This is a genomic window from Paraburkholderia tropica, assembly GCF_900109265.1.
Lineage (GTDB): Bacteria > Pseudomonadota > Gammaproteobacteria > Burkholderiales > Burkholderiaceae > Paraburkholderia > Paraburkholderia tropica.
Genome location: NZ_FNZM01000007.1, coordinates 144,532 through 171,205, shown reverse-complemented (window position 1 = coordinate 171,205; position 26,674 = coordinate 144,532). Strand labels below are relative to the sequence as shown.

Genomic DNA, 26,674 nt, shown 5'->3' with positions numbered 1-26,674 from the left:
AAGCCTGATAGAAAAGTTGACTGCGATGGTAATGAAAGTTAAATTCGCGTTCAGACAACGTGCGATCCGTAGCTCGCGCATCCGTTCGCTGGCGAAGTGCGCAGCCGAGCGGCCACCCAACCACTGGGGACACCCTTTATGAACTTCGAACTGCTTTTCCGCGCGGCTTCCGCGTCCCGCTCGCCCGCCAGCCCGGTCATCCGCTACGCGCTGACCGGCGCGGGCGGCGGTTTCGCGCGCACGCTGCTCGCGCAAACGCGCCTGATCGACCGCCTCGCGCCCACGGTGCTCTGCGATCTCGATCTCGGGGGCCTGCGCGCGCTGTGCCTCGAACTCGGCTACGACGCGGCGTCGCTCGTCGAATGCAGTGATGCCGCCAGCGTGCGCTCGCTCGCGCCGGGCCAGATCGCACTGGTGCGCGACGTGGCGCTGCTCGATCCGGCCGCGTTCGACATTCTTGTCGAAGGCACGGGCAATCCGTCGGTCGGTTACCGCGCCGCGCGCGCCGCGCTCGAAGCGAAGCGCCATGTCGCGATGGTCAGCAAGGAAGTCGACGCCGTGGCGGGCGTGTCGCTCGCGCAATTCGCGGCGCAGCAAGGCGTGGTCTACACCACGGCGGACGGCGACCAGCCGTCGAACCTGATCGGCTGGGTCTCGTGGGCGCGCACGCTGGGACTCGACATCGTCGCGGCGGGCAAGTCGAGCGAGTACGACCTCGTGTTCGACGACGCCACCGGCGAAGTGACGCAGCTCGATCAGCGCTTTGCCGCGCCGGAACTCGCGAACATGATGACGCTCGGCGACGACGTTGCCGCCACGCTCGCCGCGCGCCGCGCGGCGTTGCGCGGCCGCAAGACCTCGGCCACCGCCGACTACTGCGAGATGACGGTGGTGGCAACCAACACGGGTCTCGTGCCCGACGTCGAACTGCTGCACTACCCGGTCGCGCGCACCACCGAACTCGCCGATATCTACGCGCTGCGCGAAGACGGCGGCGTGCTCTCGCGCACGGGCGTCATCGACGTGTTCAACATGCTGCGCCGCCCGGACGAGGCGAGTTTCGCAGGCGGCGTATTCGTGGTCGTGCGCACGACCGACGCGCCCACCTGGGCGCTGCTCGCGCAGAAGGGCCATGTGGTGAGCCGCAACGGCCGCTATGCGTGCCTCTATCTGCCGTATCACTTCATGGGCGTCGAGACCCCGATCACGCTGCTCGAAGCCGTGCTGCACGGACGGCCGACGGGCGCCGCGCAACCGACCCAATGCGCGGTGCTCGCAGGCCGCGCGACGGACGACATCAAGGCGGGCACGGTGCTCCACATGGGCGGTCATCATCACGACGTGACGGGCGTGCAAGCCGTGCTGCTGCCGCGCGAAGCGGCGGGCGCGAATGTCGCGCCGCTCTATCTGGCGGCGCACGCGACGCTCGCGCGCGACGTGGCGGCCGGCGAACTGCTGACGCTCGATCACCTGCAAAACGCGGACGAAGCGCTGCTGGCAGCGTGGCAAGCCGGCGCGAAGTGAGTTCGGTGGACGCGGCGCGGCATGGCAAGCGCGGGCGCCTCCGCACTTGCGCCGACGCCCGTCCGAGCCCGGACAGCGACGCGCGATAAATACAGGGAGACACCATGCGGGGAGAGGTCGCAACCATCGCGATGGCAGTGAGCGCCATCGTCGTGCTGATCTTGCTGATCGTGCGCGTACGGCTGAGCCCGTTCGTGGCGCTGACGTTGTCGGCGCTCGGGCTCGGCCTGCTGGCCGGCGTCACGCCGGAGCACAGCATCGAAAGTTTCACTCAAGGCTTTGGCGGCGCGCTCGCGCGAACCGGGCCGGTCGTCGGCCTGGGCGCCGTGCTCGGCGGCATCCTGATCGGTACGGGCGGCGCGGATCGCATCGCCAATGCGTTCGTCGGCAAGCGGCCGCTCTGGCTCACGCCGTGGACGATCTGCGCGGCGGCGCTGCTGGTCGGCATGCCGCATCTGTTCGATGTGAGCTTCATCATGCTCGCGCCGCTCGTCTACACGATCGCGCGGCGCACGAAAAGCCACCTGCTCTATATCGGCTTGCCGGTCGCGGCCGGCCTGTACGTGTCGCACGGCTTGCTGCCGCCGCATCCGGCGCCCACGCAGGCGGTGTCTGCCTATCACGCGAATACCGGGCTCACGTTGCTCTATGGGTTGACGATTGCGATCCCGAGCGCGATTCTCTGCGGCCCGCTATTTACGCTCGCGGCGCGGCGTTTCTTCGGGCCGGCCCCCGATCTCGCGGCGGGCCCCGGCGGCACGCGCGGCGAGGACGTGCGTGAATCGACGGCCTCGCTGCCGCTGTCCGTGATCTCGCTGCTGATTCCGCCAGGCTTGATGTTGGCGGGCACGGTGGGCATGGGACACGCCGCGAGAGACAGTAGCGCCTTCGTGTTCTTCCAGGCGCTCAACGACCCGATTCTTTCGCTGCTCGCCGCGGTGGTGTTCGCGTGGTTCGCGCTGGGCGTGCGCGGCGGCTACGCGCTGGCGGCGATGCAGAAAATGGTCAACAAGGGCGTGGCGCCGCTCAGCACGATCCTGCTGATTCTGGGCGCGGGCGGTGGCTTCAGCCAGATGCTCAAGTCGATTCACCTCGACACGATCATCGTCGACCATTCGATGCACTGGGCGGTCAGTCCGCTGCTGCTCGCCTGGGCGCTCGCGGCACTGCTTCGCATCTGCGTAGGCTCGGCGACGGTGGCGACCGTGGCGGCGAGCGGTATCGTCGCGCCGCTGCTCGTGGCGCATCCGGGCGTCTCGCCGGAACTGATGGCGCTCGCGACGGCCTCGGGCGCGGTGATGCTCTCGCATGTCAACGATTCCGGTTTCTGGCTGTTCAAGGAATACTTCCAGCTCTCCGTCGCGCAGACGCTGCGCACGTGGTCGCTCATGCTCTCGCTCCAATCGCTGGTCGGGCTCGCGGGCGTGATGCTGCTGAGCACATTGATCGGCCGTTAACATCGGTTAACATAGCGGCGTACCGAACGGCCCCCCCAGAGATTCCGCATGCCGAGCAAGACCCAACCCGACGAAACCCCAACGGCGCCGCTGATTCCCGATCAGCGGCGCGAAGCCATGCTGCGCCTGCTGCGGCGCGACAAGGTGCTGTCGCTGCATCAGTTGATGGAGTCGCTGGGCTGCTCGCACATGACGGTGCGGCGCGATATCGCGCTGCTGGAGCGCGAAGGCCTCGTGCATTCGGTGCCGGGCGGCGTGCGCGTGGCGAGCCAGTTGGCGACCGAGCCCAGCCATGTTTCGAAGGCGCTGATCGATCCCACGGAAAAGCGCGCCATCGCGCAAATCGCGGCGTCGTTTCTGCGGCCCGGCATGACGGCGTATCTGGACGCGGGCACCACCACGCTCGCGCTGGTGCCGCACATTCTCGCGCTGCCCGACATCACGGTCATCACCAATGACTTTCCGATCATGCAGGAGTTGATGAACGCCGGGCATGTTGCCGCGATTCACACCGGCGGCCTGCTGGACCATGCGAACCAGTCGAGCGTCGGCGAACTCGCGGCGGCCACGCTGCGCCAGCTTGCCGTGGATGTCGCGTTTATCTCGGCCAGTTCGTGGGACTTGCGCCGTGGCGTGACCACGCCCTCGCCGCCCAAGATCGATGTGAAGCGCGCGGCGATGGAAGTGGCCGAGCAAACCGTGCTGCTCGCCACCAGTGCGAAATACGGCACCTTCAGCACGTACAAGATTGCCGGGCTGGAGCGCTTCGACCACATCGTCAGCGACTCGGCGCTGCCCGAGGCTGCGGCGTCCGGCATTCATGCGGCGGGGCTGTCGTTGAAGCTGGCGTCCATCGGCAAGAAGGCAGTCGGTTCGTAGCGGGCGCGCAAGGGTCGGCACGAGGGACGTTCGAAACGCCTTGGGCGTCGTCACCGCGTGGCGTAATCTCATGCGCGAAGCGTGAGCCGGTAGTCGGTAGTCGGCCAGTTGCAGCCATTTATCACCTTCGCGACGACGAGGTGCGAGCGGCAATTTACAGCGCAGCGCATCGCGTCACGTCGCGTCACGTCGCGTCACGTCGCGTCGCGTCGAATCGAATCGAATCGAATCGAATCGGCCGCGAATATCTCATGATTTCCGAACTTTGCTACGCTATCTGCACATCTCCCTCGCGCTTATAACAGGTTGAAATCTGGTATTTAAATGACGAGGCCCATTGTTTCCGATTGCGCATCCTTTCGTGAAAAATCGTGTGAAACACACGATGCCCGCATTGACCGATTCAGTCCATAGACGACGGAGGTTAAGGTCATGAAGACGCTGACAGCCACGCTAAAGCACGAATTCATGAAAGTGCTTCCGCCCACGATTTTCTTTTTCGTCATCCTGCACATCGTGGTCGTCGTACGCTCGCTAATGATCCTCGGGACTGGCGTTTCGATACCCACTTCAGCGTCGGTACTCGTCGCCTCGCTTATCCTGGGCAAAGCGGTACTGATCGCGGACATGTTGCCGTTCATCAACCGGTTTCCGGACAAGCCGTTAATCTGGAATGTTGCGTGGAAAACGCTGATGTACGCCGCGGTCGCAACCGTCATCCACTATCTGGAAAGGCTGTTCGAATCCTGGAGAGACACGCACAGCATCCTCCAGGCTAACGTGCACCTGCTTGCCGAGATGAACTGGCCGCGCTTCTGGGGCGTGCAGATCATGCTCGTGACGCTGATTTTCAACTATTGCGTCATTGCCGAACTCGCACGGGTTGTCGGACGCAGAAAGCTCTCGTCAATCTTCTTCGGCCCAATCCCTCAACCCGCCGAATAGCGGACGTACTGGAAACATTGAACGAACGCGCACACGATTGTGATTGTCAAATACGGAAATCCGCAGCCATGTCTTCGTCGCTTCGCGCCTGAAGCCTTCCAGACCGACATGCGCTCATAAACGCCTTGTAGTCGGCTTCGTTCTGCGCGGCGCAGGCCGTTGCGTAACCGGTGAGCGCCTCGGCCATGCGCTCGCCGCTGCCGAGATACGCTGCGATTTCAATCGCCTTCCCGCTCGCCTTTGCGTGAGCGCGCGCAAGCGCCCAACCGCAAATGCGGGCGTAGCCTTGCATGATGGTCGCGTTCATTCGCTCCACTTCCGCCGATACCTTCATGTCGCGCAGTTGGCGGAAATAAAAATTCCGTCCGGCAGGTCCCGACGTCCAGCCAAGAAACGAGTCGCTCGCCGCTTGCAACAAGCGCTGCCCGACCACGACGCGCTGCCCCTGATGGTCGTGGGCTTTCGCATCGAAATATCGGGCGATCACGGAAGGACGGGCTTCCTTGACTTGCAGAAACAACGGCGTGCCGTGGCTATCGACGAACAACATCACGAGGCAGAACGTGCCGACACTTCCTACGCCCACGACCTTGAACGCGATATCGTGAAGTTCGTACTGGTCGATCAGCAGGCGGCGGTCGGCCGGCAGCGTGTCGAGGTAGGCGTCGAACGCCCTGGCGAGTTTGCCTTGCCATGCCCCGGTGTCGGTCCAGTTGCTTTCCTTGCCGAGCAGTGAATTAGGCCCGGTGGGATGGAACAGCGCGGGCGGCGCATCCTGAATCGTCCATTTGCCGTTTTGCTGCGTCGCCATCTTGGCCAGCACGCTTTCGTGCGTACGCGTTGCCGCTTTTTTTGACGTCCTGGCGAGCAGGCTGCGGCCCTCTTCGGTCTTTGCCAGCTCCATCATGCGTTCAAAGCTGATGATTTCGTGCCATAAATCCAGAGAGCTGTATTGCGAGTATTCGCGCATGCGCTCGGTGTACTCGTGAACCGCACTCCACACGAATTCGCCAATCGCGCCACGCCCGAAGCCCATATGCTCGCCCGCAACCGCAAAACTTCCAACGAGCCGCTTCAGGTCCCATTCCCACGGTCCGGGCGCGACCTCATCAAAGTCGTTCAGGTCGAACACCAGTTGTCGCTCGGGCGTGGCGAAGCCGCCAAAGTTCATGAGGTGTGCGTCGCCGCAAATGGGGAAAGCGATACCCGAATTGACCGTGCCCGCAAGGTCGTGGGCCTGAATTATTGCAGTGCCCCTAAAGAATGTGAATGGCGAAAGTGACATGCGGCCATAGCGTAAAGGAACGAGCGCCTCTACCCGGCCCGCGCTACTGGCCTCGAGAAGCTCGATCGGGTCGCGTTTCGTATTTCCGATCTCCGCGTGACGGGATCGCTTCGCGCGCTCGCGCGCCTTTCGACCCGCCGCCTGTCTCTCTGCAAGGATCTGCGTGGCCACCATTTGCACACCTCGCTCGAATACGTCACCCAATCGCACGAGAAGAATTGCCCCGTACGTACGCCCACGTCTTCACACACTGTCGGACGTTAAAAATCAGTCTAGCATCGAGTCGTTCGTTCTACTTTCCTATTTGACGTGACGTCACGTCTGATTGAAACGAGCGTGAGAAAACGTGCACGCCCGAACGGAGCGAGCGCCGTTTCTGATAGCTTGCTCAGGTTTTGCATGAGCATTGACGACGTATGCAATCTTTCATTGGACTGCAAACCATTCGCGAGGACGATATGGCCAATCGAGAAGACGTGAACACTACGCGCCCGGACAACGGCCCACGGGTTCAATCCTGCAATTGATAGCAAACTACGCGCATGCGACCTCACTCGATTGCTCGTGCAGGATGTCTGGCAAGGCAGCCACGTCGGATCGCGCGCGAGGGTCATGCAGCGGCATCAAGGTAGACGATGCTCTTGAAGTGGACGAGCAAACCGAAGCATGCTTGTCATGAGCGCTCCCTCGCCGGCATCTGGATTGTGCCAATCCACTGCCCTTTCCTACCTGCGTTGCGAACACTGCGCACAGCCAAATCACCGCGTCTAAATTCTCTATATGCTCGTGTCGCGGTGATTCTCTGCAGTTTCGTGACCCTGTAGTTGACAAACATCGGAGGCCGGTCATGTCTGACGCGAATGACGCGGGAAAGGTGGGCGGGAGAAGGGCATTTCTCAAGAACGTAGCGGTTGCCGGCGCGGCAACCGGCTTTCCAGGCGTCGTCAGTGAAGCGCTCGCTCAATCCAGCTCCACCCCGAGGCCGACCACAGCAGCGCCAAAACCTGCGACGGCCGCCACAATCTCGATCAACAAGCAGTATGCCGACTTCCTGAATTTTGCCGACGCGCAGGATTTCGAGGATGCAAAACGTGGACTGATCGCTACACTTCCTGAACCCGTTGTCATTCCCGGTCCGGGCGGTGTCAACGCATGGGATCTTCAGCAGTTCGCTTTCGTGAACGGCGGTGCGGAGAATAATGCCCCGTCCACCGTCAACCCGAGCCTGTGGCGAAACGCCAAGCTCAACATGAACCACGGCCTCTACCAGGTGGTCGATGGCATCTGGCAAGTGCGTGGCTATGACCTGTCGGTCATGAGCATCATTCGCGGCGATCACGGTTATATCGTCGTTGACCCGTTCATCACGACGGAAGTGGCCTCGACGGTCTGGAAGCAGCTTGTTATTCCGCATCTTGGAGACAAGCCGATCACCCACGTGATCTATACGCATAGCCACGTTGACCACTACGGTGGGGTACGCGGTCTCGCAAGCGACGACGACCTGAAGTCCGGCAAGGTACAGATCGTGGCGCCAACGGGTTTTACCGAAGCCGCAGTGGGGGAAAATGTCATCGCCGGCAACGCAATGGGCCGCCGTGCGACCTTTATGTATGGCTCGCTGCTTCCGCGTAGCCCCACCGGCATCGTTGATGGGGGCCTCGGCAAAACCACGTCCGTCGGAACGATCACACTCGCCGTGCCCACGATGTTCGCCGAAAAGACCGGGCAGAAGATGACACTCGATGGGGTCGAGCTGGTCGTACTGATGGCGCCGGAGTCGGAGGCGCCATCAGAGTTCATGTTTTACCTGCCGAAATACAAGGCATTTTGCGCAGCCGAGGACGCTACGCATACGCTGCACAATCTGTACACGCTTCGTGGTGCCAAGATGCGGGATGGCCTGCTCTGGTCGAAATATCTCCAGGCAGCGCTCGATATGTTTGGCGACGATGCCCAGGTGCTGTTTGCTTCGCATTACTGGCCGACGTGGGGAAACGACAGAATTGTCCCCTTCCTGCGTGCGCAACGGGATATGTTCCGCTATTTGCATGATCAAACGTTGCGAATGGCCAATCAAGGCCTGACGCCCCTGGAGATCGGCGATGCAATGCGTCTACCCGACAGTCTCGCCAAGCACTGGTATTGCCGTAGCTATTACGGCACGGTCTATCACGACGCCGTCGCGCAGTACAACTTGCGGCTCGGCTTTTTCGACGGCGTGCCGGCAAACCTCCACCGTCTGCAGCCCACAGAAGCCGGCAAGCACTATGTGGAGTTCATGGGCGGCTCGGCAGCGGTACTCAACAAAGCGCACGCCGATTTCAACAAGGGCGACTATCGCTGGGTTGCAGAGGTCGTCAATCATGTCGTGTTCGCCGAGCCTCAGAACACTGCGGCGAGGCAACTTCTCGCAGACACCTATGAGCAGTTGGGCTACCAGTCCGAATCGGCTTCGTGGAGAAACTTTTACCTGACCGGTGCAAAGGAACTGCGAGAAGGCGTGAAAAAGCTGCCTGCTTCGAACCCGCAAAGCCCTGACACCATCCAGGCCATGCCGCTCCCGATGTTCCTGGATTATCTGGGTATACGCCTCAACAGCGACCGCGCGGCGGGCCAAACGGCATCGTTCAACCTTGTGCTGACGGACACGAAAGAGAACTATGTACTGGGCGTCGAGAATAGCGCGCTGCACTATTCACCCGACACCCGTTCAAAATCGGCCGATGCAACGGTCACGATGGCGCGGGCCGATCTCAACGACATCATGATGGGCAAGACCAACATGCAAAAGCTCGTGATGGCCGGAAATGCGAAGATTGACGGCAACAGCCAGAAACTCGGTGAGTTCGTGTCGTGGCTAGATACGTTCGATTTCTGGTTCAACATCGTTACGCCCTGAGGTGTTGCCATGTGCGCAATCTGCGAATTCAAGATTGATTTCAGCATCGGCCATCCGCTCGCGCTGAGTGTCGCGGTCGCCACACGCAAGGCGATCGAAGCAGGTCTCGTCGACGAAGTCGAAGCGGACGAGGGTGCGCTTGCAGCAGCGCGTAAGCGAATGTCCGCGGTCGACGCACTCAACCGGCTGCAGGCCCGAATTGAATCAGGCCACGCGGCGGACGATCTTCTCGCCTTGCCGGACTTCTACGTCCTGCTGATCGAGAATGACACGTGGGGCTTTTTCCACGCGACCACCGATGGCTTCGATCCTGATATCGTGCCCGATATGCCGGATGTCACAGCGACGGATGATGCGAAGCGCAGCAGCGTGATCGTCACATCGGAAACGGCATTGCGTGCCTGGCTAAGCGGAAGCTTCGACATTTCACATGCCCTTGAAGCGTCGCTTTTTTTGGTCGATGCGCCTGATGCATCGGCGTCGTCTCTCAAGCGGATGCTTGTCGTCGCCGATACATCTGCTACGGTCGTTTGACAAAGCGTGCTCCCGGCAGAGTGCGCGATCTGCCGGGAGCCCACGCAACGTTGCGCATATCGACACTGCCGCGCGCGCCCGATTGACCGCAATACGGCGGAAAGCGGTCGTCAAGTGCTCATTGCTTCGCCTGCCTGCACCGTCGCTTCCCTGTCAACCCGACAAAACTGTTCCCGCCACCGTGGCGCTACTCTCCAGAAACGCCCGCATGTGCCTGAGCGACATCAGACGCTCCAGTGGCAACGGACGCTGACGCGCCTTGACCGGCAGCAGCCTGGGCGGCCAGATTCTGGATCTGCTGAGAGCAGTCATCCGAAGCAACGACATGGGCTCGTGCCAATAACGTTTGAAGCCCATTGATCTTTCGCTGATCTTCAAGCAACACAGACTGGCATTGAGCCTGCACCTGTTCCAAGCCCTCGCGATCCAGCATCGATTGGAGATGCTGGGCCATCTGCCCGCGGTCCTCCACATTCGGCACCTGGAGACCGAGAACCCGCAAACTCTCCAGCACGGCCGGTTGGCACGCGCCCGTGTAGTTCAGCACCTGTTCGCAGACTTGCGGCAAGACCCAGGTCGGAGCGTGTTGGGTCTGGGTGGCCCACTGCTCTTGCACGGTCGACACCCGTTGAACATGGTGGCCCTCGACGTGGTGCCCCGAGTGTTTGTGAAACCGCACACGATGAAAATATCTGCGGCCGCCCAGGTTGGCTGTCACCACTCGCGTGTGTTTCGCACGTTCCTCGTATTCGGCGTGCTCCTCGTGTTTCGCGCGCCCCAAGTGCCGCAAATGCGCAGGCCTCCGGTGCTCGTGTGAACGAGCCGTGTCCATCGAATGACGGGATTGCTGGACGTGGTGCGCCTCAACGCTATGGGTTTTAACGCCGGGATGGGTCCTGGTCTCGGTGATCGCACAGGCGACCTGAGCCATCATCGAGCACCCCATGATCAACACCGCTGCGTTAATCCCCGTTCTCTTCCTGTTGCAATCCACTCCCTGCCCTCTCATTGCTTGGTCACAGCTATCCGTTAACGGCAATATGCGGGCGTCCTTTAATCTCTTGCCCCGTTTAATACCTCGAAGCTGCGAGCGGGGCAGCCGGGCCCGCTTTGAAGAAGCGCGATAAAAACACGGCATCTCCGGCAATCCCCCAGGCTTTGCAACCAGAAGTCCGCATCTTTACGGAAAATCGTTGAATTTCAGAATCAATCGACGATCGGTCATGAATAGCCAGGCGGGTAATCCACTTGACCTGAATCAATCTGATCCTCGTCCCGCGCTCTAGCCTTGACGCAGGCTCCGTACGTGCGGATCGCTCTCGATGATTCGCTGGGCGTTCGCACGGTGATACGGGCAGGAGAATCGCCATGACTGATCAGCCCAGAAAGATGAACGTAGTACAGCTCACGTTCATCGTCAGCGTGAACATGATGGGATCGGGCATCATCATGCTGCCCGCCAATATGGCGCAGGTCGGTGCGATTTCGTTGCTGTCGTGGCTCGTTACGGCAATCGGATCGCTCGCCATTGCCTGGGGCTTTGCCGAAGCGGGCCTGCTGAATCAGCGCGCCGGCGGCATGGCCGCGTACGCGGAAGAAGCTTACGGAAAGGACGGCTATTTTCAGGTCTTTTTTCTTTACTTCCTCTCCATCGCCATTGCCAACGTAGCGGTCGCGAGCTCCGCGCTCGGCTATCTCGCCGCGTTCGTCCCTGCGCTGACCGCGTCCCCGCTGACGACCTGCCTTGGCGTAATCGGACTTCTGTGGCTGACCACGCTGGCCAATTTCGGCGGCCCAAAAATTACCGGACGCATTGGCGCGATTACCGTCTGGGGCGTCATCCTGCCCGTAGGCTTCATTTCGATTGCGGGGTGGTTCTGGTTTCACAGCGATACCTTCGCGGCGGCGTGGAATCCGAAGGGGCTGCGTATCATGGAAGGGATGGGTTCGAGCATCTCTCTCACGCTTTGGGCGTTCCTCGGTATGGAGTCGGCGGTACAGAACTCGTCGGCGGTCGAGAATCCCAAGCGCGATGTTCCGCTGGCCTGCATGTTCGGCACCCTCGGCGCGGCGGTGATCTACATTCTCTCCACGGCCGTGATCCAGGGCATCGTGCCGAACGCGGAACTCGCCAGATCGACGGGCCCCTTCGGCCTCGCCTTTGCGCGAATGTTCAATCCCGTTGTGGGCTCCGTCGTCATGGGTCTCGCCGCGATGGCATGCGTCGGTTCCCTGCTGGGCTGGCAGTTCACGCTGGCCCAAACCGCCAGGGACGCATCCGAAAGCCAGATGTTCCCCGCCGTCTTCGGCAAGGTGAATCGCTCCGGCGCACCTGTTGCGGGCATGGTGATCATGGCGCTCGTACAGTCGGTGATGGCCTTGTCGACAATTTCCCCCAATCTGAGCGAACAATTCGCCGCGCTCGTCAACCTGGCCGTCGTCACCAATGTCATTCCGTATGTCATTTCGCTGTCGGCGCTGTTCGTGATGATGCGCAACGTCGGCACCGCGATCACGAAATACCGCCTCAATGCGACGATCGCGGTCGTGGCGCTGGCTTACTCCGTATTTGCGATCTACGCGTCCGGCAAGGATGCCGTGATGGGCGGCATGCTGGTTTTGGCGATCGGGTACGCGATATATGGCTTCGCCGCCAACCGGACCGGCCCGTCGCCCTCCGCGCCGCGCACGGCAGCGAGTTCGGCTGCCGCGGCGATCGCCATCGGCTTACTGGCGCTTGCCGCTTTCATGCCGCATCCCGTGCACGCCGACCAGCGGCCCCAAGGCGCGACGTTCGCGCGCATCGAGCAGTCCGGCACGATCCGCATGGGCTATCTCAGCGACGCGCCTCCGTACGCCTACAAGGACGCCGGCGGACACGTGACGGGCTACACCGTGGCGCTGTGCCAGAAGATTGCAGATCAGATCCGAAGCGAAACCGGTCTGACGACACTCAAGACCCAATGGGTTCCGCTCGCGCCAGGCGACGACACGCACGCATTGCGCGAGAACCGTGTCGATCTCGTGTGCGGCGTGCTCGACACGCTGACGAACAGGCAGAGCATGTCGGTCTCCATTCCGGTCTATCCGGGCGGTATCGGCGCCGTTCTGCGCACCGATGCGCCTGCGGGACTGCGCGAGATCCTGTCCGGAGAGCACCCGTCTCACGCCGTCTGGCGGGCGTCGCCCGCGCAGTTGCTGTCACGGCAGACGGTTTCGGTGATCGCCGACTCGCCCGCCCAACGCTGGCTTGCCGCAAAGCTTGGCGAGCTTCGGATTTCGGCAACGGTTGCTCCGGTCACCTCGATGCAGGCGGGTTTGCAGAGGCTCATCGATCGTCAGTCGAACGTCTTCTTCGCGGACCGCGCCCTTCTCGTTGCCGTGGCGCACGATAGTCCCGCTGCGAGTGATCTGGTCGTTCTCGACCGGCGGTTCACAAGCGTGTCCGTCGCAATCGGCATGGCACGCGGGGATGACGATCTGCGTCTGCTGGTCGATCGCACGCTCAGCCGGCTTTACGGGTCGCCTGCGTTCGTGGCTGTGTACGAGCAGTCATTCGGGAAACTCGATGCGGATGCGACCGCGTTCTTTCGCCGGGCTGCGCTGCCGGAGTGAACAAGCTGCGTGGCGCGGATTGGCTAGTGAGGATTCGAACATGGGCTTGCTTACCTGGCTGTTTCATCGGAACGGCAGCAGCGATCGCGAGGAAAATGTGCGCCTCGCCGAAATGATCGATCGCGCGCTCGCGTTGAATCCTCGTCTGCGGTTGGCCCGGCGCTATCGGGAGCGCCTCGGGGAAGCCATTTCCGTTTCACTCGACTATATCGACGACCTCACCGGCTCGTTGCCGCCTCCGCACGAGGCCGATAGGGCCGCCTGGGCGACCGATCCCTTGATTCGCGCATTCTTCGCGACATCCGATGATCTGCCGAAGGCGTTCAGCCGCTCGGAGGAACTGCGCGCCTATTTCTCGCAGCATGCCGAGGCAACCGAAGCCTACGCGACACTCGGGATGGCGATGTTCGAACGACACGTGCTTGGCGTTGCGCTCGACGGCGATTCGGTATGCCATGACGTTCCCCAGACGACGATCTGTTTCACCGATCATCGCGTCAGTGTCTGCGGTCAAACGGACCTCGATCTGCGCCAGGAAATTGCGCGCCGGCTGATCGATCAACTGGCACTGGAAGGATTGGCAAGACTTGCCGCGGACCGCCGCGAACTCGTGGCAAAAGGACGCGAACTGCTGGAGGCGCGCGTGGCATTGCTCGAGCGGCGGGGAGTCGGTATGCGCTCGGTGGTGGGAGACAGTCCGGACGCCGGTTCGGAAGAACTGCTGCGGCTGCAGAGCGAGATTGAAGAGAACGCGCACAGCCTTGCCGCTCTTCGCGTCCCGACCGGCGTGGTCGAACTGGAAATGAAACGGGTCTGCGACGTCTTCGCCCATCCGGCCGAATATCTCTATGTGGAAAAGCGTCTCTTGCGCCTCGATCTGATGAACGTCGTGAGAAGCAACGAAACACCGGCCAGCCGCGAAATCGAGTTTCGTCTCGCTCGCATTCCAGGCGCTCCGCCTCGCCTGCGCGCATTCGCGCTCGTGCGTTTCCCTCGTGCCGAACTGCTGCCTGCCGGATTGCACATCGATGCGGCCATGCGCGCCATCTAGCGCGGCAACCCGTCAAACAACGTATCGGACGAGAGCAGGCATCTCGCGAAACGGTTCATAGCGGCGCGCCCTTTGGGGACACTCACCGCTTTTGCAAACTCCAGTCCCTGCCTCCGGTTCCGCAAAAGACCGGATGAAGCGTCATTGACTGCCCCTTCGCCAGCAGATTGATCGTGACGCTCCGACACGTCTTCGGACCGTCGTGGACCGTGGTTTCCGGTGTCATCGTCGCGTCGATCCGTACGCTATTTCCGGTCTGCGCGTTTGTCCACCCGGTCGTTTCAGCGTCCTTGCTTGTATTGAGCACCTGAACCAGTGCGCCTTTGATGGATTCCATGTCACGCGGCTTCATGTAGGAGATCGGCGTGTCGTTGAGAAAATTCAGATTGCTGGCGTCTGCTTCAGCATTGCCGACCAAAAGCACAGTCGACAACGCCAAACGTGCGCAATGCGCCAGGAGAAATGGCTTCCTGTAGGGGATCGACACATGAACCTCCTTTTGGTGCGTTGCGATGCCGCCCGATGGTCTCGACGTCAGACTCGCAGCCGGTTTCCGGATACCGCCGTCAGGCTGGAACGCTTCAGCCTTGAAGCTTCGCGCCCGTGCCCGGCGGCTCTCTCGCGACTTGCCCGGCGGCTTCGGCGCTCGCATCCATCTCGTGCAGGTAAGCCTCGATCGCGTCGTCGACCAAAACCCGGCGGCTGATATCGCCGACGAGTTCCGTCAGCCCTTCCGCGCGCAACATGTCGCGTGCGCTGCCGTGAGCCGCCACAACGCGCAGCCGCTTTCCCAGCCGATCGAGGTCCGTATGCAACGTCGCCAGCATTCTGGCGCCCGCGATATCCACGACGGGAGAGTTCGAGAGATCCAGTATCACCAGTTTGACCGGACGATTCGTCGACCGGATTTTCTCCATAATCGCCGCGCGCACGTGATCCACGTTGAAATACAGCAGCGACGCTTCGATACGGAACATCAGCACGCCGGGAACCTGTTCGTTGTCGGCATGGCGCTCGCTATCCGAATAGTGCTGCATGCCGGGAATGCGCCCAAGTACCGCGACGTGCGGATGCGCTGCACGCCTGATCAGCAGCAGCATCGACGCCAGCACGGCGAAGATCACGCCTTTGAGAATGCCCAGCAGCAGGACGGCAGCGAATGCGACCATCGCCACCATGAATTCATAGCGGCTGACTCGCCAGACGTGCCGCAACTCGCGAATGTCAACGAGGCCCTTGACCGCCACCAGCACGATGGCCGCCAGTACGACGTTCGGCAGATTGGCCAGCAGGCCGGTGAGGAACAGCAGGCATAGACCGATCGCAATCGAAGCGAAAACCAGCGCGAGCGGGGTCTTCGCACCAGCCTTGTCGTTGACCGACGATTGGGACAAACCGCCCGCGACCGGATAGCCCTGGAACACACCCGCCGCGAGGTTTGCCGCGCCGAGTCCCAGCAGTTCCTGGCGCGGATCGATTTCGTAGCCGTTTTTCCGGGCGATGGCCCGGGCAGCCGAGACGCTCTCCACATACGACAACAGCAGGCAGGCAAACGCCAGCGAGACAATACCGTCCACGTCCCGGACGCGCAGCGATGGCAGGTGAAACGCGGGCAGACCACGCGGCAAGGCACCGACGACCTTGAAGCCCATCGCACCCAAGGGTGTCAGCGAAAGCAGAACAATCGAAAGCGCCACCACAAACAAGGCGACCGGGCGACCCGGCAGATATTTTTCGCCGAGAATCAGTAGCGCTAGCGCGCCAAGCCCGAAGGCGAGCACGACGAGCTGGGTGTCGGGTAGCTGCCCGATCAGGATCGAGATGCGTTCGAAAAACTGCTCACCGCCGCCTTTTACTCCGAAAAGCTTCGGCAACTGGGTAAGCGCAATGGTCAGCGCGGCGCCCGCCTTGAAGCCTAACAATATGGTTTCGCTAATGAAGTTGACGAGCGAGCTAAGCCGCAAAATCCAGCCGATCAGGCACATGATTGCGATAAGGATCGCGGTCAAGGCGGCAATGGAGGCGCACCGCGCTGGGTCGCCGTCCGCCATTTCCACGACGGTCACCCCAACGAGCATCGAAATGGCCGACGTCGGGCCAATGGCAAGTTGCCGCGAACTGCCGAATAGCGCGTAGAAGAGACCGCCGACGAGGTAGCAGTAGATCCCGTACTGGGCGGGCAATCCGGCGAGCGTTGCGTAAGCCAGCGAAACAGGTATGCCATACGCCGCAAGCGTCACGCCCGCCACCAGATCGGATGATAGCCATCGCACTTTGTAAGCCGGCAGCCATTGCGCCGGCACGAATATCGCGCGCCAGCCGCTTGCAGGGGCGGTTGAGTCAGTACCCGTGACGGGCGCGTGCTCATTTTCCATGGCGTTCTCCTTCCCTCGCCGCTCAACCGGAATGGCGCCGTATCAATCATCTGGATGGTCGGATGAACGCTCACCTCGACTCGCCGACGATTGCGTCCCTTCACGATAAGCAGGCGGCCGCCCGCGCGATTGATGCAGATCAATCGCCGTTCCGCGGCCCAAGGCGGCCACATTGGCGGATGAGTGGCCGCGTAGCGGCACACGCGACGCGACTTAAACCACGCCACATTTACGGAAGGGAGAAACTAATTAATCAGTCCGCTATTCATCTGATTGACTGTGCCGACATTTTCCGGCGCTGCCGGGAGCACCGAAGACGCAATGCGGTTTAGGCTTCCCGCTGGCGCAACTTCCCGATCTCTTCCACGCATTGCCACGCATTGCCACGCTGATCACTTGCAGCCGCCCAATCAACCTGTGTGGGGCGCGGCTTCACGCCCGGCCGGCTGCACCGAGGGACGCGGTCGGCTGGACTGCGTCGATAACAGGACGGGCGCGTCGATGCCGGTCGACGTGGTGAGCCGAACCAGTTCGGCCAGAGATCTGACTTTCATCTTCTCCATGACGCGCGCCCGGTGGATCTTGATCGTTTTCTCCGCCGCACCGAGTTCGTCGGCGACCAGTTTGTTCGGCCGCCCGGCAACCACGAGCGCCATGACCTCGCGCTCACGCGGCGTCAGCGTTTCCAGACGGTGCTGAAGCTCCGTGCGTTGCTCGCGCTGCTCGAACAGGCGGTGCGCGTGCTCGATTGCGCGTGTCGTGGCTTCAAACAGCACACCCGCATCAATCGGTTTCGTCAGGAAGTCCGCCGCGCCCGCCTTCATCGCGTCTACCGCGGTCTGCATGTCACCGTGCGCCGAAACAAACACGATCGGCACGATGCCGTGCAAACGCCGCTGCAGTTCGATGCCGCTCAGGTCGGGCAACTGGAGGTCGAGCAGCACGCATGCGGGGGCGCTGGTCAAATCCGCGTCGTTCAGGAAGTCGCCGGCAGTGCCATAAGCTTGCACGGCGTAGCCCCCCGATCGCAGCAAGCGACTCAGCGCATTGCGTACGTGTTCGTCGTCGTCCACGACGAACACTACCGGAGTAGTTGAGTTCATTTGTGTCGTTTGTCGGCTTGCCCGCGCTGCAACGCCGACTGGCGCGCGGCGTGGGTAGATCGGAACGATGTTGTGATTCCTCAAACAACTCTAGCGTGGGTCCCGGCCATGCAATTGACCTTGATCAATCGAGCGCATACGCCGAGAACCCGCACACGGCTCGCTTGAATCCGATCGCGGTTCCGGACTGTCCGACCAAGGTCCTATTCAGCCTCGAGCCTGGCACTGCTATGCTGGCTCCGCACAGTGCGGGCTAGCGGTAGAGGCGGCCGTGCTTACGGTGCATCTGCCGGCATCTTCGATTGAACCGCGATGAGCAGACGTTCAGCTCGCTGGAGTTGTGGTTGGTCCTGCGCCGCCGCCGTACTCTGGCAGGCGACCCTGGTGCATGCGCAAGAGCTGGAGCCACGCACCTATTCCCCTTCGCCGGTGGGTACGAACTTTATTCTCGCGGGTTATTCGCATGTGAGCGGCGACGTGCTGACCGACCCATCGCTGCCCATAACCGGTGTCAGCGCACGCATCAACAATTGGCTGCTCGGCTATGTCCGCACGTTTGCGCTGGCAAATCACACGGCGTCGATCGGCCTTGTCCAGCCTTTTGTCAGCGGGAATCTGAGCGGACTCGTCATTGGCGCGCCGACGCAAATCCATCGCGCCGGCATGGGCGATATGCAAGTGCGCTTTGCGTTGAACCTGTTTGGCAATCCCCCGCTTGAGCCAGACGTGTTCGCACGCACACCGCCTGCCACGTCGCTTGGCGTGAGCCTGACCGTGCAGATGCCGACCGGCCAATACGTGCCTTCGCACCTCGTAAACGTAGGCAACAATCGTTGGGCGTTCAAACCCGAAATTGGCTTATCGCAACCGTGGGGTGACTGGTTTTTTGAAGCCTCGGTCGGCGTCTGGTTCTTCATGAGCAACACGAACTTCTTCAATGGCCAGATCAGGCGCCAGTCTCCCCTCACGGTCACGCAACTGCACGGCGGCTACAGTTTTCGGCCGGGGCTCTGGCTCGCCATCGATGTCGGCTATGCCCTCGGAGGCGCCACCAGCGTCAACGATGCATCGAGCGGCACGAGCCAAGCGAACGCGCGTGGCGGTGTCACGCTCGCAGTGCCGATCGGTCACGGCTGGTCTGCCAAGCTCGGCTATTCGCGCGGCTTCGTAACCCGTGCGGCGGGGTCTTATCAGATCGTTTCGATCACGGTCCAGTATCGCTGGTTCGATCATTGATCGTTAATAGTTGATCATTGATCCCGCCGAAAGACGGTATCTGTGCGCGATTCGAATGCTCCAATTCGCATTTGACGTTAGCAATTCAGTCACGCGAATCCGGTTTCTGAAAATAAATTGTCACTCGCGTATCGCGATCTTCCGTGCGAGGTCTCACGATTGATATAAGTCAATGGAGAAACGTCTCCTTCCGATACCTTTTGTAGCGGCGATTCACGCCGACCGTCGGCGCAAATCACGTTATCCAACGTCAGCCGAGGCTGATATGAGCACCCTCACACCGGCCAGTGAAACCAGGCCCGCACAGCGCGAACCCGTTCTCCATACCGTCGACCGTGTCTGCGAGCTGTGTTTTGGTCTGTTCATGGCCCTGACCTTCGTCGGCGCCGTCAAGGCGGTCAGTGCCGGCGAAGCCGCAGGGCACAAGATGTTCTTTTCGGCGCTCGGTTGCAATCTGGCATGGGGACTTGCCGATGCCGTCATGTACCTCATCCGCACCCTCGCTGATCGAGGGCAGCGCCTGAAACTGATATTGACCATCCGGCAAACGCGGGATAACGCCATTGCGGTGCACACGCTGCGCGACGCGTTGCCGAAGGCTGTCCAGCCACTGGTCGACGATGCCGAACTCGAGCGCGTTCGTGCGCGCCTTGCGAGCATGCCGACTGTGCCGTCGCGAGCGTCACTCGGGCGTGACGATCTCGTCGGCGCGGTCGGTATCTTTCTGCTTGTGGTGCTGGGTACGTTTCCGGTTGCGCTGCCATTTCTCGTTATCAAAGATATCACTGCGGCGCTGATCACTTCACGCGTGCTCACACTCGCGATGCTATTCGCCGCCGGATATGCACTCGGACGCTACTCCGCTGGGGGCGGAATGAAAGCCGGCCTGTTGATGGTTGCGGTTGGCGTGCTGCTCACGATTGCGATTATCGCGTTGGGTGGATGATCGATGTGAACATCCGAAAGCGGGCTATCTACGCGCACGAAGCAACCTTCATGTTATTCAAATCCGATTCAATTATATAAATCAATAATTCAGCGCAACGAAATTGATTTGCCTTTTACCGCCTATATTCCCGCGCGCGCTTGAAATAGCCGGATTGTTCCATCAACGAGATCGATTGATGAAGATCAATTACCCGAGGCAACCTCAAATCATCATGCTGAATAAACGATTCGTGCTCTCATGAAATTTCGATTCGCCACGCCGGGCACGCTCAATTGAAATCGGCAACAGCCAAGCGCGCAGGAGGCATCCATGTCCGACTCAACGTCTACACCTCGCCCCGCCGCGACGCCCGAGCGCGTTGCAGCGCCCGCCGCCGCCACGAAACTTCGTTTAGGCGCACTCACCGCCCTCGTCGTGGGATCGATGATTGGCGGCGGTATCTTCTCTCTGCCACAGAATATGGCGGTCAGTGCGGATGCCGGTGCGGTGCTGATCGGTTGGGCGATTACCGCGGTCGGCATGCTCACGCTTGCCTTCGTGTTCCAGTCACTGGCGCTGCGCAAGCCCGAACTCGATGGCGGCGTGTACGCGTACGCGAAGGCCGGCTTCGGCGACTATATGGGTTTCGGCTCGGCTTGGGGCTACTGGATCAGTGCCTGGCTCGGTAACGTCGGCTACTTCGTTCTGCTGTTCAGTACGCTTGGTTACTTCTTCCCGGTGTTCGGCGAGGGCAACACGCCGATCTCCATCGTCTGTTCTTCGGTACTGCTCTGGTCGCTGCATTTTCTGGTGCTTCGCGGCATCAAGGAAGCGGCTTACGTCAATCTGATCACCACGGTGGCCAAGATCGTGCCGCTGTGCCTCTTCATCATCCTCTGTGCATTTGCGTTCCGCTCCGGCACCTTCTCAGCCGACTTCTGGGGTCAACTGAATCCCAAGCTCGGCAGCGTGACAAATCAGGTGCGCAACATGATGCTCGTGACCGTGTGGGTTTTCATCGGCATCGAGGGCGCGAGCATCTTTTCGGCGCGCGCCGAGCATCGCAGCGACGTCGGCAAGGCGACCGTCATCGGCTTCGTCGGCGTACTCCTGCTGCTCGTGCTCGTGAATATTCTTTCGCTCGGCGTGATGACCCAGCCGCAACTCGCGGCTCTCCAGAATCCCTCGATGGCCGGCGTGCTGGAGCGCGTGGTGGGCCACTGGGGTGCGATTCTCATCAGCGTTGGCCTCGTCGTCTCGCTCGCCGGCGCGCTGCTTTCGTGGGTGCTGCTGTGCGCCGAGATTATTTTCTCGGCGGCGCGCGATCACACCATGCCGAACTTCCTGCGCAAGGAAAACGCGAAGCACGTGCCGGCCAACGCGCTGTGGCTCACGAACGGCATGGTCCAGATCTTCCTCGTCATCACGCTGTTCTCGAAGGGCACCTATCTCTCGCTCATCTATCTCGCGACCTCGATGATCCTGTTGCCCTACTTCTGGTCGGCGGCCTACGCATTCCTCATCGCAGCGCGCGGCGAGACTTATGACACCGCTGGCGGCGAGCGCAACAACGAGCGCAGCAAGGACCTCGTCGTCGCGCTCATTGCCGTGGTCTACGCGGTCTGGCTCATCTACGCGGGCGGCCTCAAATACGTGCTGCTCTCCGCGCTGCTCTATGCGCCCGGCGTGATTCTCTTCGCGCGGGCGAAGCGTGAAGTCGGCTTGCCCGTCTTCACGACCGTCGAAAAATTCGTCTTCGCCGCGGTACTGCTCGGCGCGCTGATCGCGGCTTTCGGCCTGTACAAGGGCTTTCTCTCCCTGTGATCCTGATTCGAGGAGTCTCAAATGAGTACGGATAACGTCGCCTTTGGCGTCAACTCCGAGGCGGGCAAGCTGCGCAAGGTCATGGTGTGCTCCCCTGGCCTCGCGCATCAACGTCTCACACCCAGCAATTGCGATGAGCTGCTATTCGACGACGTCATCTGGGTCAGTCAGGCAAAGCGCGACCACTTCGACTTCGTGACGAAGATGCGCGAACGCGGCGTGGATGTCCTCGAGATGCATAACCTGCTAACCGAAACGGTGCAGCACCCGGAAGCGCTCAAGTACATTCTCGATCGCAAGATTCGTCCCGAGATGGTGGGCGTCTCGCTCGCCGGCGAGGTGCGTAGCTGGATCGAAAGTCTGGAGCCGCGCCGGATCGCGGAATTCCTGATTGGCGGCGTGGTGGCCGAAGATCTGCCGGACACCGATCAAAGCAAGATCCTCAAGGAGTTCCGCAACTACCTCGGCTATTCGAGTTTCGTGTTTGCGCCGCTGCCCAATACGATCTTCACACGCGACACGACCTGCTGGATCTATAACGGCGTCTCGCTCAACCCGATGTACTGGGCGGCGCGCCGTCAGGAAACGCTGCTGACCACGGCCATCTACCGCTATCACCCGGAATTCGCCAACAAGGACTTTCAGGTCTGGTACGGCGATCCCGACGAAGACCACGGCGCGGCCACGCTCGAAGGCGGCGATGTGATGCCTGTCGGCAATGGCGTCGTGCTGGTCGGGATGGGCGAGCGTTCGAGTCGCCAGGCGATCGGCGCGCTCGCGCAGAACCTGTTTGTCAAGGGCGGCGCGAAGCGCCTCGTCGTAGCAGGGCTGCCCAAGTTGCGCGCGGCCATGCATCTCGACACCGTGTTCAGTTTCTGCGACCGCGATCTCGTGACGATCTTTCCGGAAGTGGTCAACGAGATCGTGCCGTTCTCGATCCGCCCCGACGACAAGAGCCCCACGAAGCTCGATCTGCGCCGCGAAGAAAAGCCCTTTGTGGACGTCGTGGCCGAAGCGCTGGGCTTGAAGAAGCTGCGCGTCGTCGAAACCGGCGGCAACGCGTTCGCGGCCGAGCGCGAGCAATGGGACGACGGCAACAACGTCGTGTGCGTCGAACCCGGCGTGGTAATCGGCTACGACCGCAACACCTATACCAATACGCTGCTGCGCAAAGCCGGCGTGGAGGTCATCACGATCACGGCGAGCGAACTGGGCCGCGGGCGCGGCGGCGGCCACTGCATGACTTGCCCGATCATGCGCGACGCCGTGGAGTATTAACCGATGGCCCACAGGTCGATATCGACCCACTGTCTTTGACCTGATGACCCGCATTTGCGCTGCATTCGAAACGGAGAAACGACATGGCTTTCAACCTGCGCAACCGCAGTCTGCTTAGTCTGATGCACCACAGCACCCGTGAGCTGCGTTATCTGCTCGACCTCTCGCGCGACCTCAAACGCGCCAAATACACGGGCACCGAGCAACAGCACCTCAAGGGCGTCAACATCGCGCTGATCTTCGAAAAGACTTCGACGCGTACGCGCTGCGCGTTCGAAGTGGCGGCCTACGACCAGGGCGCAAACGTCACTTATATCGATCCGACTTCGTCGCAGATCGGCCACAAGGAAAGCATGAAAGACACCGCGCGCGTGCTGGGCCGCATGTACGACGCCATCGAGTATCGCGGTTTCAGCCAGGAGATCGTCGAGGAACTGGCGAAGTTTGCGGGCGTGCCGGTGTTCAACGGCCTCACCGACGAATACCACCCCACGCAAATGCTCGCCGACGTGCTCACGATGCGCGAGCATTCGGACAAGCCGCTCACGCAGATCAGCTACTCGTATCTCGGCGACGCCCGCAATAACATGGGCAACTCCCTGCTGCTCATCGGCGCGAAGCTCGGCATGGACGTTCGCATCGCGGCGCCGAAGTCGCTCTGGCCGCATGACGATCTCGTGGCTGACTGCAAGAAGTTCGCCGAGGAAAGCGGCGCGCGCATCCTGCTGACCGAGGACCCGAAAACCGCCGTCAAAGCGGTGGATTTCGTGCACACCGACGTGTGGGTCTCGATGGGCGAGCCCATGGAAGCGTGGGGAGAACGCATCAAGGCGCTGCTGCCGTATCAGGTGAACATGGCGCTCATGAAGGCGAGCGGCACGCCGCACACGCGCTTCATGCATTGCCTGCCTGCCTTCCACAACAGCGAAACGGTGATCGGCAAACAGATCGCCGACAAGTATCCCGCGCTCAGCGGGGGCGTGGAGGTCACCGAGGAAGTGTTCGAATCGCCGCTGAATCTGGCGTTCGAGCAAGCGGAAAACCGCATGCATACGATCAAGGCGATTCTCGTGTCGACGCTCGCCGACATTTGAGCCTCACCGCTCGACGGCGCACGCGCGCCCGGTTTCACCGAGACAGGTAACTTTGGGAGTCAGACATGCGAATCGTGATTGCACTTGGCGGCAACGCGCTGCTGCGTCGCGGCGAGCCGATGACAGCGGAGAACCAGCGCGAGAACGTGCGCCTCGCGGCCACCCAGATCGCGCAGATCGCGCCGGGCAACGAACTGGTGATTGCCCACGGCAACGGGCCGCAGGTCGGCCTGCTCGCGCTGCAAGGCGAGGCCTGCAAGGACGTGCCCGGCTACCCGCTCGACGTGCTCGGCGCGCAGACCGAGGGCATGATCGGCTACATGATCGAGCAGGAACTCGGCAACCTGCTGCCGTACGAGGTGCCGTTTGCGACCCTGCTCACCCAGGTCGAAGTGGACGCGAACGACCCGGCGTTTCAGCATCCGAGCAAGCCGATCGGCCCGGTCTACACGAAGGAGGAAGCGGAGAAACTCGCCGTCGAGCGCGGCTGGGCCATCGCCCCCGACGGCGACAAGTTCCGCCGCGTCGTGGCGAGTCCGCGACCGAAGCACATCTTCGAAATCCGTCCGGTGAAATGGCTGCTGGAGCGCGGCACGATCGTGATTTGCGCGGGCGGCGGCGGCATTCCAACGCTCTACGGCGAAGGCCACAAGCTGGGCGGCGTGGAGGCCGTGATCGACAAGGATTTGTGCTCCGCACTGCTCGCGCAGGAGTTGCAGGCGGACATGCTGATCATCGCCACCGATGTGAACGCCGCGTACGTCGACTGGAACACGTCGTCACAAAAGGCGATCGCGAGCGCGCATCCCGACGAACTGGAGAAACTGGGCTTCGCGGCCGGTTCGATGGGCCCGAAGATCATGGCGGCCGCGGAGTTCGCGCGCAACACCGGCAAAGACGCCGTGATCGGCGCGCTGGCCGATATCGTGGCGATTACCGAGGGCAAGGCAGGCACACGCGTGAGCACCGGGAAATCCGGACTCGTTTTCTATTGAGCGAAATCGCCGCGCCGGTTTTTGCCTGATCGCTACGAAGATCGCCCCGAAGGTCTCTATTGATCCGCGATCTTCGATGCGATCCTCAAAGCTTCGCGCACGCGCTTCTCAGCGAGCAGCGGTATATAGTCGAAAACCCGTGCATCCTTGCGAAAACGCTCTAACGCTTCGGTGTACATCTGCGCAACGACTTCCTCCGACGTTGCCGTCAACGCGGCGATTTCGCGAATCACGTCCTCGAAATCCTGAGTTTTCATGGTCTCCCCCGTCACGCCGAGCCACCTCCCGTGGCATCCTTGCGCCCGGGCGGCAACGCGTGCCGTTGGTGCGGTTCTCACTGTGCCGGCAAATTCTGGCAGTCCGTTTCGCGCCAATGGGCGACGAGACGTTGTGCCTCCTGCAAGTCGTCCGGATAATAAGGGTCGTCATTCCAGGGTGAGGGGTCGTAGCCCGCTTTCCTCAACGCCGAAAGCTCGCTTTGGCGTTGTGCCTTCGTCGGCGGCGCACTGCTTCCGAGCGCGGCCAGGTCGCGACACTCCGTGGGCGTCAGATGCGGCCCGCCCTGCTGCACGCCGCCGGCTGCGCAGCCCGCGAGCAATATGGCCGACGCAGCAAGCGTCGAACAGCATCTCGGCAAACTTTTCATAGCGTATCTCCACGCAGATCAGCGCGGCTCAAGTGGCTCGATCGGTGCATGCCGGCCGGTCGTGCGCGAATGACGCTTTCATTTTTCTTCTTTGCGATCAGCGGCACGACAATCGGCACACGGGCGCGGCACCTCTTCACGACGACGCCCGACAACGCACGATATCAGGTATTGATTCGCGCTCAAACGCAGATGATCGTGCGCATCCGGCTTCACGGCTCTCCGTGACGAACCAGGGCATCCATGGCGCGAAGCACGACCGGGTCAGCCTTGGCCCAGCTCGATGTCGAGCCGGCGACCATATCGCCGCCGATCGCAAAGATCCGCGCGCTGCGGCCGCCGGCACCGCGTGGCGTGCGTTGCGCAACGTGTACCTCTTCGCAGGCCAGCATCGACTGAAGGGCTTTCTGAATGTCGCGCAAGGCGGCGCCGATTTCCCGCGCCAGTTGCGCGGCCGTTAGCTTGCGGCCGTCCGCCAGCAGCGCGGCAATGTCGCCCGCGAGGCACGGCTGAGCCGTCCAGCGCGCCGCGGCACACGCATCATCCGGCGGCTGATGGCGCACCGGCGTGCTCATGCCGGCGGACGCGAAGTCATCCATTGGAGCGGCGCCAGGGGCGGCTTCGTCGTCCTGATCCGCCAGGAACGCACTTTCGTGATCTGTGCCCCGATTGCTGCACGCACGACAACGCTGATCCAGAATCAGGCGGAGAAAGGGACTGGCGAGCACACGATCGACATCCAGCGCGTCGAAGCGCGCGGCAAGTGCGCGTCTGACCGCCTCCCAGTCGTCGAGCGCGCCGCTGTCCGACAGCAGAAATGCCATCTTGCGGATCGTCTCGCGACGCTGAAGCTTATCCGCACTCTCGTACTTTTTCATATCGCCTCGCTTGCATGGGGGGAGCGAGCAACCTCCGGCATGGCGTTGCCGCGCGGGAACGAGGGTTGAACCATCAGGCTATGCGCGAAACAGGGCGTGCGCTATGGGACTTTCGTCCGATAAGG

The 26,674-nt window shown here is 61.6% G+C and carries 23 protein-coding genes and 1 pseudogene; 16 read left to right on the top strand and 8 right to left on the bottom strand.

The window, feature by feature from the left end:
- Positions 1-138: 138 nt before the first annotated feature.
- The 4 genes from BMY06_RS13175 to BMY06_RS13160 all read left to right on the top strand — a co-directional run bounded on the left by BMY06_RS13175 (position 139) and on the right by BMY06_RS13160 (position 4,805).
- Positions 139-1,524, top strand: a complete 1,386-nt coding sequence (locus tag BMY06_RS13175) for a homoserine dehydrogenase (protein ID WP_074983582.1) — start codon at positions 139-141, stop codon at positions 1,522-1,524.
- Between the two features lie 104 nt (positions 1,525-1,628).
- Positions 1,629-2,981 carry a GntT/GntP/DsdX family permease gene (locus BMY06_RS13170; protein WP_074983580.1) on the top strand — a complete coding sequence of 451 codons (1,353 nt, stop codon included), beginning with the start codon at positions 1,629-1,631 and terminating at the stop codon, positions 2,979-2,981.
- Between the two features lie 48 nt (positions 2,982-3,029).
- Positions 3,030-3,860, top strand: a complete 831-nt coding sequence (locus tag BMY06_RS13165; protein ID WP_065058407.1) for a DeoR/GlpR family DNA-binding transcription regulator — start codon at positions 3,030-3,032, stop codon at positions 3,858-3,860.
- A 432-nt stretch (positions 3,861-4,292) separates the two neighbouring features.
- The gene (locus BMY06_RS13160) at positions 4,293-4,805 is read left to right on the top strand and encodes a hypothetical protein (protein WP_065058406.1); all 513 of its coding nucleotides are present in this window, start codon (positions 4,293-4,295) and stop codon (positions 4,803-4,805) included.
- Between the two features lie 46 nt (positions 4,806-4,851).
- On the opposite strand, the gene BMY06_RS13155 is transcribed toward BMY06_RS13160, so the two are convergent.
- Entirely contained in the window at positions 4,852-6,264 is a 1,413-nt protein-coding gene (locus BMY06_RS13155; RefSeq protein WP_074983579.1) for a DUF2252 domain-containing protein, read from the bottom strand.
- 336 nt (positions 6,265-6,600) lie between these two features.
- Between BMY06_RS13155 and BMY06_RS40145 the strand changes: the two are divergent.
- The 3 genes and pseudogenes from BMY06_RS40145 to BMY06_RS13140 form a co-directional block, all read left to right on the top strand.
- A pseudogene (locus tag BMY06_RS40145) lies at positions 6,601-6,723 on the top strand (integrase); the annotation flags it as partial.
- A gap of 214 nt (positions 6,724-6,937) precedes the next feature.
- Entirely contained in the window at positions 6,938-8,992 is a 2,055-nt protein-coding gene (locus BMY06_RS13145; protein WP_080180510.1) for an alkyl/aryl-sulfatase, read from the top strand.
- Between the two features lie 9 nt (positions 8,993-9,001).
- The gene (locus tag BMY06_RS13140; protein ID WP_074983577.1) at positions 9,002-9,526 is read left to right on the top strand and encodes a hypothetical protein; all 525 of its coding nucleotides are present in this window, start codon (positions 9,002-9,004) and stop codon (positions 9,524-9,526) included.
- A gap of 187 nt (positions 9,527-9,713) precedes the next feature.
- Here the strand turns inward: BMY06_RS13140 and BMY06_RS13135 are convergent, their stop codons facing one another.
- Entirely contained in the window at positions 9,714-10,460 is a 747-nt protein-coding gene (locus BMY06_RS13135; protein ID WP_124263135.1) for a hypothetical protein, read from the bottom strand.
- Positions 10,461-10,894: 434 nt separating this feature from the next.
- Between BMY06_RS13135 and potE the strand changes: the two genes are divergently transcribed.
- Both potE and BMY06_RS13125 read left to right on the top strand, forming a co-directional pair.
- The gene (potE, locus tag BMY06_RS13130; protein WP_074983573.1) at positions 10,895-13,141 is read left to right on the top strand and encodes a putrescine-ornithine antiporter; all 2,247 of its coding nucleotides are present in this window, start codon (positions 10,895-10,897) and stop codon (positions 13,139-13,141) included.
- A 40-nt stretch (positions 13,142-13,181) separates the two neighbouring features.
- Positions 13,182-14,192, top strand: a complete 1,011-nt coding sequence (locus BMY06_RS13125) for a hypothetical protein (protein ID WP_074983571.1) — start codon at positions 13,182-13,184, stop codon at positions 14,190-14,192.
- A gap of 82 nt (positions 14,193-14,274) precedes the next feature.
- Here BMY06_RS13125 and BMY06_RS13120 read toward each other — a convergent pair whose 3' ends face one another.
- The 3 genes from BMY06_RS13120 to BMY06_RS13110 form a co-directional block, all read right to left on the bottom strand.
- Complete coding sequence (locus BMY06_RS13120) at positions 14,275-14,679, bottom strand: hypothetical protein (RefSeq protein ID WP_074983568.1); 405 nt, start codon at positions 14,677-14,679, stop codon at positions 14,275-14,277.
- Positions 14,680-14,773: 94 nt separating this feature from the next.
- Positions 14,774-16,567: a SulP family inorganic anion transporter gene (locus BMY06_RS13115; protein ID WP_074983566.1), complete on the bottom strand. Its 1,794-nt coding sequence runs from the start codon at positions 16,565-16,567 to the stop codon at positions 14,774-14,776.
- A 410-nt stretch (positions 16,568-16,977) separates the two neighbouring features.
- Positions 16,978-17,640, bottom strand: a complete 663-nt coding sequence (locus BMY06_RS13110; RefSeq protein WP_309147637.1) for a response regulator transcription factor — start codon at positions 17,638-17,640, stop codon at positions 16,978-16,980.
- Between the two features lie 342 nt (positions 17,641-17,982).
- On the opposite strand from BMY06_RS13110, the gene BMY06_RS13105 reads away from it, so the two are divergent.
- From BMY06_RS13105 to arcC, 6 genes are all read left to right on the top strand, one after another.
- Entirely contained in the window at positions 17,983-18,906 is a 924-nt protein-coding gene (locus BMY06_RS13105; RefSeq protein ID WP_080180513.1) for a transporter, read from the top strand.
- Positions 18,907-19,171: 265 nt separating this feature from the next.
- Positions 19,172-19,852 (top strand): VIT1/CCC1 transporter family protein, encoded by a 681-nt coding sequence (locus BMY06_RS13100; protein WP_065058396.1) that lies wholly within the window; start codon positions 19,172-19,174, stop codon positions 19,850-19,852.
- Between the two features lie 312 nt (positions 19,853-20,164).
- A complete protein-coding gene (arcD, locus tag BMY06_RS13095; RefSeq protein ID WP_074983564.1) occupies positions 20,165-21,658 on the top strand; it encodes an arginine-ornithine antiporter in 1,494 nt (497 codons plus the stop codon).
- A gap of 21 nt (positions 21,659-21,679) precedes the next feature.
- Positions 21,680-22,936, top strand: a complete 1,257-nt coding sequence (arcA, locus tag BMY06_RS13090; RefSeq protein ID WP_074983563.1) for an arginine deiminase — start codon at positions 21,680-21,682, stop codon at positions 22,934-22,936.
- Positions 22,937-23,019: 83 nt separating this feature from the next.
- Complete coding sequence (locus BMY06_RS13085) at positions 23,020-24,030, top strand: ornithine carbamoyltransferase (protein ID WP_074983561.1); 1,011 nt, start codon at positions 23,020-23,022, stop codon at positions 24,028-24,030.
- A gap of 65 nt (positions 24,031-24,095) precedes the next feature.
- Positions 24,096-25,025, top strand: coding sequence for a carbamate kinase (gene arcC, locus BMY06_RS13080; RefSeq protein ID WP_074983559.1), 930 nt, complete (start codon positions 24,096-24,098; stop codon positions 25,023-25,025).
- 56 nt (positions 25,026-25,081) lie between these two features.
- Here the strand turns inward: arcC and BMY06_RS13075 are convergent, their stop codons facing one another.
- Together BMY06_RS13075 and BMY06_RS13070 are read right to left on the bottom strand one after the other, a co-directional pair.
- Entirely contained in the window at positions 25,082-25,282 is a 201-nt protein-coding gene (locus BMY06_RS13075) for a DUF3562 domain-containing protein (RefSeq protein WP_065058391.1), read from the bottom strand.
- A 77-nt stretch (positions 25,283-25,359) separates the two neighbouring features.
- Positions 25,360-25,671, bottom strand: coding sequence for a DUF4148 domain-containing protein (locus BMY06_RS13070; RefSeq protein ID WP_065058390.1), 312 nt, complete (start codon positions 25,669-25,671; stop codon positions 25,360-25,362).
- A 48-nt stretch (positions 25,672-25,719) separates the two neighbouring features.
- Here BMY06_RS13070 and BMY06_RS38625 point away from each other — a divergent pair, with 48 nt between their 5' ends.
- Complete coding sequence (locus tag BMY06_RS38625; RefSeq protein ID WP_124263136.1) at positions 25,720-25,899, top strand: hypothetical protein; 180 nt, start codon at positions 25,720-25,722, stop codon at positions 25,897-25,899.
- On the opposite strand, the gene BMY06_RS13065 is transcribed toward BMY06_RS38625, so the two are convergent.
- Positions 25,884-26,549 (bottom strand): hypothetical protein, encoded by a 666-nt coding sequence (locus BMY06_RS13065; RefSeq protein WP_074983557.1) that lies wholly within the window; start codon positions 26,547-26,549, stop codon positions 25,884-25,886. The two genes, BMY06_RS38625 and BMY06_RS13065, sit on opposite strands and share 16 nt — an antisense overlap.
- Positions 26,550-26,674: the final 125 nt, after the last annotated feature.

Bases quoted from the DNA above. Each gene is read 5' to 3' on its own strand.
- BMY06_RS13070 (WP_065058390.1), bottom strand. From the start codon at position 25,671: ATGAAAAGTTTGCCGAGATGCTGTTCGACGCTTGCTGCGTCGGCCATA.
- BMY06_RS13175 (WP_074983582.1), top strand. From the start codon at position 139: ATGAACTTCGAACTGCTTTTCCGCGCGGCTTCCGCGTCCCGCTCGCCC.
- potE (WP_074983573.1), top strand. From the start codon at position 10,895: ATGACTGATCAGCCCAGAAAGATGAACGTAGTACAGCTCACGTTCATC.
- arcD (WP_074983564.1), top strand. From the start codon at position 20,165: ATGTCCGACTCAACGTCTACACCTCGCCCCGCCGCGACGCCCGAGCGC.
- BMY06_RS13155 (WP_074983579.1), bottom strand. From the start codon at position 6,264: ATGGTGGCCACGCAGATCCTTGCAGAGAGACAGGCGGCGGGTCGAAAG.
- BMY06_RS13115 (WP_074983566.1), bottom strand. From the start codon at position 16,567: ATGGAAAATGAGCACGCGCCCGTCACGGGTACTGACTCAACCGCCCCT.
- BMY06_RS13170 (WP_074983580.1), top strand. From the start codon at position 1,629: ATGCGGGGAGAGGTCGCAACCATCGCGATGGCAGTGAGCGCCATCGTC.
- BMY06_RS13165 (WP_065058407.1), top strand. From the start codon at position 3,030: ATGCCGAGCAAGACCCAACCCGACGAAACCCCAACGGCGCCGCTGATT.
- BMY06_RS13140 (WP_074983577.1), top strand. From the start codon at position 9,002: ATGTGCGCAATCTGCGAATTCAAGATTGATTTCAGCATCGGCCATCCG.
- BMY06_RS13100 (WP_065058396.1), top strand. From the start codon at position 19,172: ATGAGCACCCTCACACCGGCCAGTGAAACCAGGCCCGCACAGCGCGAA.
- arcC (WP_074983559.1), top strand. From the start codon at position 24,096: ATGCGAATCGTGATTGCACTTGGCGGCAACGCGCTGCTGCGTCGCGGC.
- BMY06_RS13145 (WP_080180510.1), top strand. From the start codon at position 6,938: ATGTCTGACGCGAATGACGCGGGAAAGGTGGGCGGGAGAAGGGCATTT.
- BMY06_RS13135 (WP_124263135.1), bottom strand. From the start codon at position 10,460: ATGATGGCTCAGGTCGCCTGTGCGATCACCGAGACCAGGACCCATCCC.
- BMY06_RS13125 (WP_074983571.1), top strand. From the start codon at position 13,182: ATGGGCTTGCTTACCTGGCTGTTTCATCGGAACGGCAGCAGCGATCGC.
- BMY06_RS13075 (WP_065058391.1), bottom strand. From the start codon at position 25,282: ATGAAAACTCAGGATTTCGAGGACGTGATTCGCGAAATCGCCGCGTTG.
- BMY06_RS13065 (WP_074983557.1), bottom strand. From the start codon at position 26,549: ATGAAAAAGTACGAGAGTGCGGATAAGCTTCAGCGTCGCGAGACGATC.
- arcA (WP_074983563.1), top strand. From the start codon at position 21,680: ATGAGTACGGATAACGTCGCCTTTGGCGTCAACTCCGAGGCGGGCAAG.
- BMY06_RS38625 (WP_124263136.1), top strand. From the start codon at position 25,720: ATGCCGGCCGGTCGTGCGCGAATGACGCTTTCATTTTTCTTCTTTGCG.
- BMY06_RS13105 (WP_080180513.1), top strand. From the start codon at position 17,983: ATGAGCAGACGTTCAGCTCGCTGGAGTTGTGGTTGGTCCTGCGCCGCC.
- BMY06_RS13160 (WP_065058406.1), top strand. From the start codon at position 4,293: ATGAAGACGCTGACAGCCACGCTAAAGCACGAATTCATGAAAGTGCTT.
- BMY06_RS13085 (WP_074983561.1), top strand. From the start codon at position 23,020: ATGGCTTTCAACCTGCGCAACCGCAGTCTGCTTAGTCTGATGCACCAC.